This window comes from Streptomyces sp. NPDC057287, assembly GCF_042667905.1.
Taxonomy (GTDB): domain Bacteria; phylum Actinomycetota; class Actinomycetes; order Streptomycetales; family Streptomycetaceae; genus Streptomyces.
The window spans coordinates 627735-637837 of sequence record NZ_JBHUYV010000001.1 but is presented as its reverse complement, the minus strand read 5'-3'; the positions used below and the strand labels follow the sequence as shown (position 1 = coordinate 637837).

The 10103-nt window shown below is 68.9% G+C and carries 13 protein-coding genes and 1 tRNA gene; 8 read left to right on the top strand and 6 right to left on the bottom strand.

The window, feature by feature from the left end:
* The first annotated feature begins 71 nt into the window (after nucleotides 1-71).
* The 3 genes from ACFUNE_RS02800 to ACFUNE_RS02790 all read left to right on the top strand — a co-directional run bounded on the left by ACFUNE_RS02800 (nucleotide 72) and on the right by ACFUNE_RS02790 (nucleotide 1524).
* Complete coding sequence (locus ACFUNE_RS02800; RefSeq protein WP_015577357.1) at nucleotides 72-185, top strand: putative leader peptide; 114 nt, start codon at nucleotides 72-74, stop codon at nucleotides 183-185.
* A gap of 110 nt (nucleotides 186-295) precedes the next feature.
* Nucleotides 296-574 carry a MoaD/ThiS family protein gene (locus ACFUNE_RS02795; protein ID WP_356708577.1) on the top strand — a complete coding sequence of 93 codons (279 nt, stop codon included), beginning with the start codon at nucleotides 296-298 and terminating at the stop codon, nucleotides 572-574.
* Nucleotides 574-1524: a PLP-dependent cysteine synthase family protein gene (locus ACFUNE_RS02790; RefSeq protein ID WP_383561472.1), complete on the top strand. Its 951-nt coding sequence runs from the start codon at nucleotides 574-576 to the stop codon at nucleotides 1522-1524. The genes ACFUNE_RS02795 and ACFUNE_RS02790 overlap by 1 nt, the downstream gene beginning before the upstream one ends.
* Before the next feature lie 101 nt (nucleotides 1525-1625).
* Here the strand turns inward: ACFUNE_RS02790 and ACFUNE_RS02785 are convergent, their stop codons facing one another.
* The gene (locus ACFUNE_RS02785; RefSeq protein ID WP_383561470.1) at nucleotides 1626-2108 is read right to left on the bottom strand and encodes a type II toxin-antitoxin system PemK/MazF family toxin; all 483 of its coding nucleotides are present in this window, start codon (nucleotides 2106-2108) and stop codon (nucleotides 1626-1628) included.
* A gap of 172 nt (nucleotides 2109-2280) precedes the next feature.
* On the opposite strand from ACFUNE_RS02785, the gene ACFUNE_RS02780 reads away from it, so the two are divergent.
* Nucleotides 2281-3033 (top strand): MBL fold metallo-hydrolase, encoded by a 753-nt coding sequence (locus ACFUNE_RS02780; RefSeq protein ID WP_383561468.1) that lies wholly within the window; start codon nucleotides 2281-2283, stop codon nucleotides 3031-3033.
* A 77-nt stretch (nucleotides 3034-3110) separates the two neighbouring features.
* Here ACFUNE_RS02780 and ACFUNE_RS02775 read toward each other — a convergent pair whose 3' ends face one another.
* A complete protein-coding gene (locus tag ACFUNE_RS02775) occupies nucleotides 3111-4376 on the bottom strand; it encodes a PTS transporter subunit EIIC (RefSeq protein ID WP_383561466.1) in 1266 nt (421 codons plus the stop codon).
* A 253-nt stretch (nucleotides 4377-4629) separates the two neighbouring features.
* Nucleotides 4630-5886, bottom strand: coding sequence for a PTS transporter subunit EIIC (locus tag ACFUNE_RS02770; protein WP_383561464.1), 1257 nt, complete (start codon nucleotides 5884-5886; stop codon nucleotides 4630-4632).
* Nucleotides 5887-6108: 222 nt separating this feature from the next.
* Between ACFUNE_RS02770 and ACFUNE_RS02765 the strand changes: the two genes are divergently transcribed.
* The 4 genes from ACFUNE_RS02765 (at nucleotide 6109) to rdgB (ending at nucleotide 8427) form a co-directional block, all read left to right on the top strand.
* Nucleotides 6109-6342 (top strand): glucose PTS transporter subunit EIIB, encoded by a 234-nt coding sequence (locus ACFUNE_RS02765; RefSeq protein ID WP_014156020.1) that lies wholly within the window; start codon nucleotides 6109-6111, stop codon nucleotides 6340-6342.
* Between the two features lie 210 nt (nucleotides 6343-6552).
* Nucleotides 6553-7290, top strand: a complete 738-nt coding sequence (rph, locus tag ACFUNE_RS02760) for a ribonuclease PH (protein ID WP_383561462.1) — start codon at nucleotides 6553-6555, stop codon at nucleotides 7288-7290.
* A 123-nt stretch (nucleotides 7291-7413) separates the two neighbouring features.
* Nucleotides 7414-7803, top strand: a complete 390-nt coding sequence (locus ACFUNE_RS02755; RefSeq protein ID WP_383561460.1) for a hypothetical protein — start codon at nucleotides 7414-7416, stop codon at nucleotides 7801-7803.
* Nucleotides 7804-7824: 21 nt separating this feature from the next.
* A complete protein-coding gene (rdgB, locus tag ACFUNE_RS02750; RefSeq protein WP_383561458.1) occupies nucleotides 7825-8427 on the top strand; it encodes an RdgB/HAM1 family non-canonical purine NTP pyrophosphatase in 603 nt (200 codons plus the stop codon).
* Between the two features lie 52 nt (nucleotides 8428-8479).
* On the opposite strand, the gene ACFUNE_RS02745 is transcribed toward rdgB, so the two are convergent.
* The 3 genes from ACFUNE_RS02745 to ACFUNE_RS02735 all read right to left on the bottom strand — a co-directional run bounded on the left by ACFUNE_RS02745 (nucleotide 8480) and on the right by ACFUNE_RS02735 (nucleotide 10030).
* Nucleotides 8480-8554: transfer RNA gene (locus ACFUNE_RS02745), tRNA-Leu, on the bottom strand.
* Entirely contained in the window at nucleotides 8532-9407 is an 876-nt protein-coding gene (locus ACFUNE_RS02740) for an HNH endonuclease signature motif containing protein (RefSeq protein WP_383561456.1), read from the bottom strand. The genes ACFUNE_RS02745 and ACFUNE_RS02740 overlap by 23 nt, the downstream gene beginning before the upstream one ends.
* A complete protein-coding gene (locus ACFUNE_RS02735) occupies nucleotides 9404-10030 on the bottom strand; it encodes an HNH endonuclease (protein WP_383561454.1) in 627 nt (208 codons plus the stop codon). Before ACFUNE_RS02735 ends, ACFUNE_RS02740 begins: the two co-directional genes overlap by 4 nt.
* Nucleotides 10031-10103 lie beyond the last annotated feature (73 nt).

Sequence of the window (10103 nt, the reverse complement as noted above, 5' to 3'; positions counted from 1 at the left end):
GGCGAACGCTCACCATCCAGAATGTGGGATCACACTCCGGGTTCGGGGTGGGGAATCGATACGATGAGCCCATGGTTCCCCATGACGTGAGCGACAAGACGCCGGGCATGCTGCTCGTCGCGCGGCTGCACGTCGACCTGTGCAGGCTCTCCAGCGCGATGTGTCCGGCTGCCGCCTGCCCGTGAACCGCCCGGCCTGAGCCGCGGTCCGAGCGCACCACGTACGCACCACCCCCGCGCGGGGGCACAAACGCGCGCCCCACGCCACCTCCCCGCTTTCGACAGGAGCCCACGCCATGGCCATCGAGGTCCGCATCCCGACCATCCTCCGCACCTACACCGACGGCGCCAAGGCGGTCGAAGGCAGCGGTGAGACCCTCGCCGACCTCCTCGCCGACCTGGAGACCCGCCACAACGGCATCCGTGAGCGCATCGTCGACGGCGACCAGCTGCGCCGCTTCGTCAACGTCTACCTCAACGACGAGGACGTCCGCTTCCTCGACGGCATCAGCACCAAGCTCACCGACGGCGACAACGTCACCATCCTCCCGGCCGTCGCCGGCGGCATGCGCTGATGCGGTACGACTCCCCGCTGGCGGCCGTGGGCAACACCCCCCTGGTCCGCCTCCCCCGGCTGTCCCCGTCCGAGGACGTCCGGATCTGGGCCAAGCTCGAGGACCGCAACCCCACCGGCTCGATCAAGGACCGCCCCGCGCTCCACATGGTCGAGCAGGCGGAGAAGGACGGCCGCCTGACACCCGGCTGCACCATCCTCGAACCCACCAGCGGCAACACCGGCATCTCGCTCGCCATGGCCGCCAGGCTCAAGGGCTACCGCATCGTCTGCGTCATGCCGGAGAACACCTCGCAGGAGCGCCGCGACCTGCTCACCATGTGGGGCGCCGAGATCATCCCGTCCCCCGCCGCCGGCGGCTCCAACACCGCCGTACGGGTGGCCAAGGAGCTCTCCGCCGAGCACCCCGACTGGGTCATGCTCTACCAGTACGGAAACCCGGACAACGCCGGCGCCCACTACGCCACCACCGGCCCGGAGATCCTCGCCGACCTCCCGTCCATCACGCACTTCGTGGCTGGCCTCGGCACCACCGGCACCCTCATGGGCGTCGGCCGCTACCTCCGGGAGAACAAGCCGGACGTCAGCGTCGTCGCCGCCGAACCGCGCTACGACGACCTCGTCTACGGCCTGCGCAACCTCGACGAGGGCTTCGTACCCGAGCTCTACGACGCCTCCGTGCTCACCACCCGCTTCTCCGTGGGCTCCGCCGACGCGGTCACCCGCACCCGCGAGCTCCTCCAGCAGGAGGGCATCTTCGCGGGCGTCTCCACCGGCGCCGCACTCCACGCCGCGATCGGCGTCGGCCGCAAGGCGGTCAAGGCGGGCGAGTCCGCGGACATCGTCTTCGTCGTCGCGGACGGCGGCTGGAAGTACCTGTCGACCGGCGTCTACACCGCCCCCACGACGGAAGCCGCCATCGAGACCCTGCACGGCCAGCTCTGGGCCTGACACAGGCCGACGGGCAACGGGCCCCGGCACGGACACCGGGACCCAGGACTTCGAGGAGGCGCGGTGCGGGAGGACATCCCGCACCGCGCCTCCTCGCACGCTCACCCCAGCCCGCGCACCCGCCCCCACACCTCCGGATCCAGCTCCCCCGCCTTCCGGCGGAACCCGGACACCGCCACATCCCTCAGCTCGTCCGTCTCCAGGAAGCTCTGCCGGCCCCGCGCGTCACCCACCGCCCCGGGCGGCAACGCGATCACCCCGGGCCGCTCCTCATGGTGCTTGCTGGTGATCTTGGCGACGACCGCCGTGCCACCCTGCACCGACAGCACCAGGCACGGCCGGTCCTTGGAGCCGGGCCCGTCCTCGTACGGCACGTCCGCCCACCAGATCTCCCCCGGCCGAGGCGCCCCGTGCGGCCGCCCCTTCTTCCGCTCCGGAGCCCGCTTCGGAGCGCGCCCCGGCGGACGCGTCCGCCCGCCCGGACGCCGCGGCCCGCGCCCGCCCCGGCCCCGCGCGTCGGAGACCGTCGCCACGAGAGCCAGCAGGACCACCGCGGCCAGAGCCAACCACCACCACATGTTCATGTCCCGACCGTACCGGCGACGCACAGCACCCGGCCTTCCATCGAACCGGTGACAGCACAGGTGAGTTCCCCCACAACGGCAGGCCCTGGAGGAGCGACCAGCGGTTTCGCGCCTTACGCTCGACGGACCGCACGAACCCTCCCCGTTCCCAGGCCTCGGAGGTTCACGCTCCATGAAGCTCACCGTCGTCGGCTGCTCCGGCTCGTTCCCGTCCGCGGGTTCGGCATGCTCGAGCTACCTCGTAGAGGCCGACGGCTTCCGGCTGCTCCTCGACATGGGCAACGGCGCCCTGGGCGAGCTGCAGCGCCACGTAGGTCTCTACGACCTCGACGCCATCTTCCTCAGCCACCTCCATGCCGATCACTGCATCGACATGTGCGCGTACTTCGTCGTCCGGTACTACCGCTTCGACGGCGGACGCCCCGCCGCCATCCCCGTGTACGGGCCCGAGGGCACCGAGCAGCGGCTGACCACGGCCCACGCCGACACCCCGTCCGACCACGCGATGAGTGAGGTCTTCGACTTCCACACGCTGAAGTCCGGATCGTTCGAGATCGGCCCCTTCTCGGTCCGCACGGAGAAGCTCTGCCACCCGGTCGACACCTTCGGCATCAGGATCGAGCACGACGGGCGCGCCCTCACGTACTCCGGTGACACCGGCACCTGCGACGCCCTGGCCGAACTCGCCGAGGGCACCGACCTGTTCCTCTGCGAAGCGTCGTTCGTCCACGGCAAGGAGGACATCCCGGACCTCCACCTCAACGGCCGCGAAGCAGGGGAGTACGCCGCGGGCGCCGGAGCCGGACGCCTCGTCCTCACCCACATCCCGCCGTGGACGGACGCCGGGCGCAACCTCGCCGACGCCCGCGAGGTCTACGACGGGCCGGTCGAGCTGGCCTTCCCCGGCGCCGTGTACGACGTCTAGGAATCCACGACGACACGGCGAAGCCCCGTCCTCCGAGCGGAGGACGGGGCTTCGCCGTCGTACGGGCGGGGGCCGGACTACTTGGCCTCGGCCTTCTGGAGCTCGGCGAGCTCCTCGTCGGACTCACGGCCCGGCGTCGGAAGGTTGAACTTGGTGATCGCGAAACGGAAGACCACGTAGTAGACCACCGCGAAGCAGAGGCCGACCAGCACCAGCAGCCACGGCTTCGACGCGATGCCCAGGTTCAGCAGGAAGTCGACCAGGCCGGCCGAGAAGCCGAAGCCGTCCTTCATGCCGAGTGCCCAGGTCAGCGCCATCGAGACACCGGTCAGCACCGCGTGGATCGCGTAGAGCACCGGGGCGATGAACATGAACGTGAACTCGATCGGCTCGGTGACACCCGTGACGAACGAGGTCAGCGCGAGCGAGAACATCATGCCGCCGACGACCTTGCGGCGCTCCGGACGGGCACAGTGGACGATCGCCAGGCAGGCCGCCGGGAGGGCGAACATCATGATCGGGAAGAAGCCGGTCATGAACTGTCCGGCGTTCGGGTCACCGGCGAGGAAGCGGGAGATGTCGCCGTGGGCGCCGTTGTACTCGCCCGCCTGGAACCACGGGAAGGAGTTCAGCAGGTGGTGCATGCCGACCGGGATCAGCGCACGGTTGGCGACACCGAAGATACCGGCGCCGACCGCGCCGGAACCGACCAGCCACTCACCGAAGTTGTGCAGGCCCGCACCGAGCACCGGCCAGATGAGACCGAAGACGATACCGATGACCAGACCCGCGAAGGCGGAGAGGATCGGGACCAGGCGGCGGCCGCTGAAGAAGCCCGCCCAGTCGGGCAGCTTCGTCCGGTAGAACTTCTGGTACAGCAGGGCCACGACTATGCCCATCACGACACCGCCGAGCACGCCGGCGTTGACCGGGGCGTCGTTCATGACGATCTTGCCGTCGGCGACGCTCGCGACCTGCGGCAGGTTGCTGTCGGTGAAGGTGGCGAGCACCTTCTGGAAGACCAGGTAACCGGTGACCGCGGCGAGGGCGGTCGAGCCGTCCGACTTCTTGGCGAAGCCGATGGCGATGCCGACCGCGAACAGCAGGGCCATGTTGTCGAGGATGGCGCCACCGCCGGCCGCCATGTAGCCGGCCAGCTTCGTGATGACGGTGGGGAACGACTCGCGGCCGAGCATGTCGGCATTGCCGAGCCGGACCAGCAGCGCCGCCGCGGGCAGGACCGCGACCGGCAGCATCAGGCTGCGGCCGATGCGCTGCATGACAGCCATCACGCCGGCGCCACGCTTCTTCGCGGGAGCGGCCGGAGCGGTGTCCGTACTCATCAACTTCCTCCAGTAGGCAAGGCGCCGCCAGGGACAGGGATTTGGGGGGCGGCGACTCGAGGAACGCGGCGGCAGAGACGGCCGCGTGGTCTGGACCACTCAGTGGTGTAGACCAGTTTTAGCACGGTGAGGGTTAGATAAGGAACCTGCAATTCCCCCTCAATCTGGGGCGTAGTCCCGCCGCCACCCTGGGTGACACGGCGAAGACCCCCGGACCGACGGGTCCGGGGGCCTTGCGGAGCTGGAGGAACCCCTACTTCGTGAGGTCCTCCTCCGTCTTCTCCTCCACCTCCACGGGCTCGCGCCCCGGGGTCTGGAGGTTGAACTTGGTGATCGCGAACCGGAAGATCACATAATAGATCACCGCGAAACACAGCCCGATCGGAATGATCAGCCACGGCTTCGTGTCCAGGTGCCAGTTGACGACGTAGTCGATCAGCCCCGCGGAGAAGCTGAACCCCGCGTGCACACCCAGCGCCCAGGTGACCCCCATCGAGACACCCGTCAGGATCGCGTGCACCCCGTACAGCAGTGGGGCGACGAACAGGAAGGAGAACTCCAGCGGCTCCGTCACCCCCGTCACGAACGACGTCAGTGCCACGGACAGCATCAGCCCGGACACCTCCTTGCGCCGCTCCGGCCGCGCCGTGTGCGCGATGGCCAGCGCGGCGGCCGGCAGGCCGAACATCATGATCGGGAAGAACCCCGAGGTGAACTGGCCCGCCGAGGGGTCCCCGGCGAAGAACCGGGAGATGTCCCCCTGCACCGTGCCGTCGGAGCCGGTGAACTCACCCGCCTGGAACCAGAAGAAGGTGTTCAGGAACTGGTGCATGCCGATCGGGATCAGCAGACGGTTCGCGAAACCGAAGATCGCCGCGCCCCACGCACCCAGATCGATCAGCTGCTTGGCGAACCACGTCAGCGCGTCACCCACCGGCTGCCACAGCAGGCCGAACAACGTCCCCAGGATCACGCACAGGAACGCCATCAGGATCGGGACCAGGCGGCGGCCGTTGAAGAAGCCCAGCCAGTCGACCAGCTTCGTGCGGTGGTAGCGCTGCCAGACGACGGCGGTCAGCAGGCCGATGATGATGCCGCCCAGGACACCCGGATTCTGCGGCACCCCGTCGGGAGTGGCCTCGGTGACGGAGTCGTCCACCGGGAACGCCGCCAGCACGCCCCGGTAGACGAGGAAGCCGACGACGGCCGCGAGCGCCGTCGAACCGTCGGCCTTCTTCGCGAAGCCGATCGCCACACCGATGCAGAAGAGGAGCGGCAGGCCGACCTCGCCGTCGAGGATCGCCGTCCCGCCGTTGAGGAGCACCTTCGCGAACTTGTCCCAGAAGGCGCCGTGGAGCGAGGAGTCGAAGAGGTTGCCGAGGCTGACGAGGAGACCCGCCGCGGGCAGGACGGCCACCGGCAGCTGCAGGCTGCGGCCGACCTTCTGCAGCCCCTGGACCGGCCCGTTCCACCACTTCCGCTGCGGTGCTGTCGCCGCGTTCGAGCTCATCGGCATCCTCCCGGAACACGCCAGGTTTGGCGGTCGTCGCAAACTGGTGTAGACCAGTTGCGATACGGTGCGGAGCCCTGCCGGAAGGCGGAGCGCCGGTGATCGTCATCATTGGGGACTGCGCGGTTACCCGCCCGTGAAGTTGGGCCAACCGTGCGTTACCGTGACGAAACGGACCCACGGTGGGCCGCCCCGACGCACGCACAGACCAGGGAGAAGGACATGGCCAGCAAGGCTGAGAAGATCGTCGCCGGCCTCGGCGGTATCGAGAACATCGACGAGATCGAAGGCTGCATCACCCGCCTCCGCACCGAGGTCCACGACCCCAGCAAGGTCGACGAAGCCGCGCTCAAGGCCGCCGGCGCCCACGGCGTCGTCAAGATGGGCACCGCGATCCAGGTCGTCATCGGCACCGACGCCGACCCCATCGCCGCCGACATCGAAGACATGATGTGACCGGCTGAACCCGCCGGCCCACCCAAGTCCCACGCGCAGGCCCCGCTCCGCCCCCGACCGGCACGGAGCGGGGCCTGCCGTGCACCCGCCGCCGCCCGCCCGCCCCGCACCCCGCCGTTACTCCCCCCGCACCCCGCTGTCACCCGCCCCGCCCGCCCACCGCTGTACACCCGAACGGACCCGGCCGCCCCAGCCGATAGGCTCGACGCCATGTCTCGTATCGACGGCCGCACCCCCGAACAGCTCCGCCCCGTCACCATCGAACGCGGATGGAGCAAGCACGCCGAAGGCTCCGTACTCATCTCCTTCGGCGACACCAAGGTCTTCTGCACCGCCTCCGTCACCGAAGGCGTCCCGCGCTGGCGCAAGGGCAGCGGCGAAGGATGGGTCACCGCCGAATACTCCATGCTGCCCCGCTCCACCAACACCCGCGGCGACCGCGAATCCGTACGCGGCAAGATCGGCGGCCGCACCCACGAGATCAGTCGCCTCATCGGCCGCTCCCTGCGCGCCGTGATCGACTACAAGGCCCTCGGCGAGAACACGATCGTCCTCGACTGCGACGTCCTCCAGGCCGACGGCGGCACCCGCACCGCAGCCATCACCGGCGCCTACGTCGCCCTCGCCGACGCCATCGCCTGGGCCCAGGGCAAGAAGATCATCAAGCACGGCCGCAAGCCCCTCACCGGCACCGTCGCCGCCATCAGCGTCGGCATCGTCGACGGCATCCCGCTCCTCGACCTCTGCTACGAGGAGGACGTCCGCGCCGAGACCGACATGAACGTCGTCTGCACCGGCGACGGCCGCTTCGTCGAGGTCCAGGGCACCGCCGAGGCCGAGCCCTTCGACCGCGCCGAGCTCAACGCGATTCTCGACCTCGCCACCACCGGCTGCGTCGACCTCGCCAAGCTCCAGGAAGAGGCCCTCGCCCGCACACTCGGCGAGTGAACCCGCACCTTCGGCGAGTAAAGAAGCAACCAAATACGCAGCGCACAGCGTCGTAGCGGATACGGGCGCACGGGTCGAACCGTGCGTCCGTCCACGTATCCGCCCCCGGGGAGGGACCGCACCATGGCCTCGCGCCGCCACCACCGCACCGCACTCGCCGTCACGGCCACCCTGCTGACCTTCACCGCGGCCGCCGGTTGCGGCGCCGTCGACAAGGCCCTCGACTGCGTCCGCACCGCCGACGCCATCGCCACCAGCGTCAACAACCTCCAGCAGGCCGTGTCCAACGCCTCCGACGACCCGACGCAGGCGTCCGAATCCCTCGACCAGATCGACAAGGAACTCAAGGACCTCGGCGACACCACGGACAACGCCGACCTGAGCAAGGCGGTCGACGACCTCCAGGCAGGCGTCACCAACGTCCGCGACTCCATCGACAAGGGCGACGCCACCCCCGACATCACCCCCGTCACGGACGCGGCCGCAGAGATCGGCAAGGTCTGCACCCCCTGACCGGGCGGCGATAATCGACGCATGACGCGCCTGATCCTCGCCACCCGCAACGCCGGGAAAATCACCGAACTCCACGCGATCCTCGCCGACGCGGGCCTCACCCACGACCTCGTCGGCGCGGACGCGTACCCCGACATCCCCGACGTCAAGGAAACCGGCGTCACCTTCGCCGAGAACGCCCTCCTCAAGGCCCACGCCCTGGCGCAGGCCACCGGCCACCCGGCCGTCGCCGACGACTCCGGCCTCTGCGTCGACGTGCTCGGCGGAGCCCCCGGCATCTTCTCCGCCCGCTGGTCCGGCGTCCACGGCGACGACCAGGCCAACCTGGACCTGCTCCTGGCCCAGCTCGGCGACATCTCCGCCCCCCACCGCGGCGCCTACTTCGCCTGTGCCGCCGCCCTGGCGCTCCCCGACGGCACGGAACGCGTGGTCGAGGGCCGCCTCACGGGCACCCTGCGCACCGCTCCGGCCGGCGCGTACGGCTTCGGCTACGACCCGATCCTCCAGCCGGACGACGAGACCCGCACCTGCGCGGAGCTCACCCCGGCGGAGAAGAACGCGATCAGCCACCGGGGCAAGGCGTTCCGGGCGCTGGTGCCGGTGGTGCGGGAGCTGGTGGGGTGACAGAGAAGAGGCCTTCACCTTCGATGTGAAGGTGAAGGCCTCATTTGACCTGTGGGCCCGGTGGGATTTGAACCCACGACACACCGGTTCTAAGCCGGCGCCCTCTAGCCTGCTGGGGTACGGGCCCGCGTTTCACCACTGTACTGGGTGGGTCTTTGCCGCTTCGAGAAGGTGGCGGTCTGACTGTGGCATGACGGACACAAGTAGCGCAGGTTCTCGCGGCGATTGTCCAGATGATCACCGTTGATGTGGTCGATCTCCAGCACGAGACGCTTGCCCTGCCAGGTGTCCCCGATGCCACACGCGGAACACGCGCGCGGGCGTCCGATCTCATCAAGTGCGCGGCGCAGAAGTGTGGTTCGGGTCCTTGCGGCGCCGGACTCCCCGCGCTGAAGAATCTCGGATGCGGCCCTGCGGTAAGGGGAGCTGGAGCCCTTGGTGTGCCCCTGTCCAGTGAAGTGGGCAGTTGAGAGGCCGTATTCCGTGAGACTCCGTTTTACGCGGGCGCGCGCCGCGCCGTTGTTTGTCTGGCCGAGAAGTTTCAATACTCCGGCCAAGCTCTTGGACTCCGCGACGGCAGAAACCAGTTCGTCCCGGGGAGTCAGAGGCGGGCCGTATCTGCGGCCGTTGGTGAAATGTGAGGTGTCGATCCCAAGGCGATCGAGCCTCCTCCTGATGTAGCCGTAGGGTCCGTCGTCGGGCGGGACGTTCATGTACTCCAGCACTTCCCGGACGCTGTGCGTGTGTGCGGCGGCCTCCTCGAGGAGTTCCCGCGTGTACGAGCGCCTCTGTCTTTCCGGGAGGGCATCGTCAGCGAAGTGCGTGGTGTCGATGCCGTAGAGCTTCAGCCGATCGCGCACGTAGCGGAGAGGTCTACTGCCCAGCGGTGCACCCAATCGCCCGAGCATGTCGACGAGGCTGGTCGAGGCGGCCGCGGTCCGGGCCAGCAGGTCGCGAGGGTACTTGTTCTGGTCGCTCATGTACGCCTCCGTCGATTGCGCCCGCGATAGGTATCCGTAACGGCGTGGCAGTTCGGGCAGAGCAGGCGCAAATTATCCGGACGGTTGTCCCACCATTCGCCGCTCGTATGGTCGACTTCGAGCCGTAGTGGCCTGCCGTTCCATTCCGCGCCGATGCCGCACAGGGCACACGACTCCGCGATGCCCGTACGGAGGAGCTCGCGCTGTAGGCGGTCGCCGGGGATTCTGCCGTTCGACGGAGAGCCCAGGGTCAGGGGGTTGCCCAGGGCGCCTTTCGGGCGGCCTCGGGGTGCACGCAAGAAGTGCGACGTGTCGATCCGGAGGGCGGCGATCCGGCGGCCGATGTGGGCTTGGTTTCCCCCGACCGGGTTGATGCGCAGTCGGCGAACGACCTCCGCCACGCTCCTGGAGCAGGCGACCAATTCGCGCAACCTCTCCTCCGTGTGGCGCACTCTGGGATCGGTGAAGTGCGAGATGTCGATCTCTGATTCCGACATTTTGGCCCGCAGGTAGCGCCTGCTCCCTGGCGTCGGTGTTCCCCCGCACCACCGCACGGCGTCGTTGCAGTTGGTCGTCTTGCGCGCCGCTTCTTCGAGCAGTTCGCGGGTGTACCGAACAGTCACGTCTTCCCCCTCCGTATCCGGCCGCGCGTTCGCGGCCTCGTACGGAGCAACGAACCGTTAATCGGATGGTCAC

Excerpts from the sequence above, each read along its gene's own strand:
- ACFUNE_RS02770 (WP_383561464.1), bottom strand. The coding sequence starts at position 5,886 with ATGAGCTCGAACGCGGCGACAGCACCGCAGCGGAAGTGGTGGAACGGG.
- ACFUNE_RS02765 (WP_014156020.1), top strand. The coding sequence starts at position 6,109 with ATGGCCAGCAAGGCTGAGAAGATCGTCGCCGGCCTCGGCGGTATCGAG.
- ACFUNE_RS02800 (WP_015577357.1), top strand. The coding sequence starts at position 72 with ATGGTTCCCCATGACGTGAGCGACAAGACGCCGGGCATGCTGCTCGTC.
- ACFUNE_RS02795 (WP_356708577.1), top strand. The coding sequence starts at position 296 with ATGGCCATCGAGGTCCGCATCCCGACCATCCTCCGCACCTACACCGAC.
- ACFUNE_RS02740 (WP_383561456.1), bottom strand. The coding sequence starts at position 9,407 with ATGAGCGACCAGAACAAGTACCCTCGCGACCTGCTGGCCCGGACCGCG.
- ACFUNE_RS02755 (WP_383561460.1), top strand. The coding sequence starts at position 7,414 with ATGGCCTCGCGCCGCCACCACCGCACCGCACTCGCCGTCACGGCCACC.
- rdgB (WP_383561458.1), top strand. The coding sequence starts at position 7,825 with ATGACGCGCCTGATCCTCGCCACCCGCAACGCCGGGAAAATCACCGAA.
- ACFUNE_RS02790 (WP_383561472.1), top strand. The coding sequence starts at position 574 with ATGCGGTACGACTCCCCGCTGGCGGCCGTGGGCAACACCCCCCTGGTC.
- rph (WP_383561462.1), top strand. The coding sequence starts at position 6,553 with ATGTCTCGTATCGACGGCCGCACCCCCGAACAGCTCCGCCCCGTCACC.
- ACFUNE_RS02785 (WP_383561470.1), bottom strand. The coding sequence starts at position 2,108 with ATGAACATGTGGTGGTGGTTGGCTCTGGCCGCGGTGGTCCTGCTGGCT.
- ACFUNE_RS02780 (WP_383561468.1), top strand. The coding sequence starts at position 2,281 with ATGAAGCTCACCGTCGTCGGCTGCTCCGGCTCGTTCCCGTCCGCGGGT.
- ACFUNE_RS02775 (WP_383561466.1), bottom strand. The coding sequence starts at position 4,376 with ATGAGTACGGACACCGCTCCGGCCGCTCCCGCGAAGAAGCGTGGCGCC.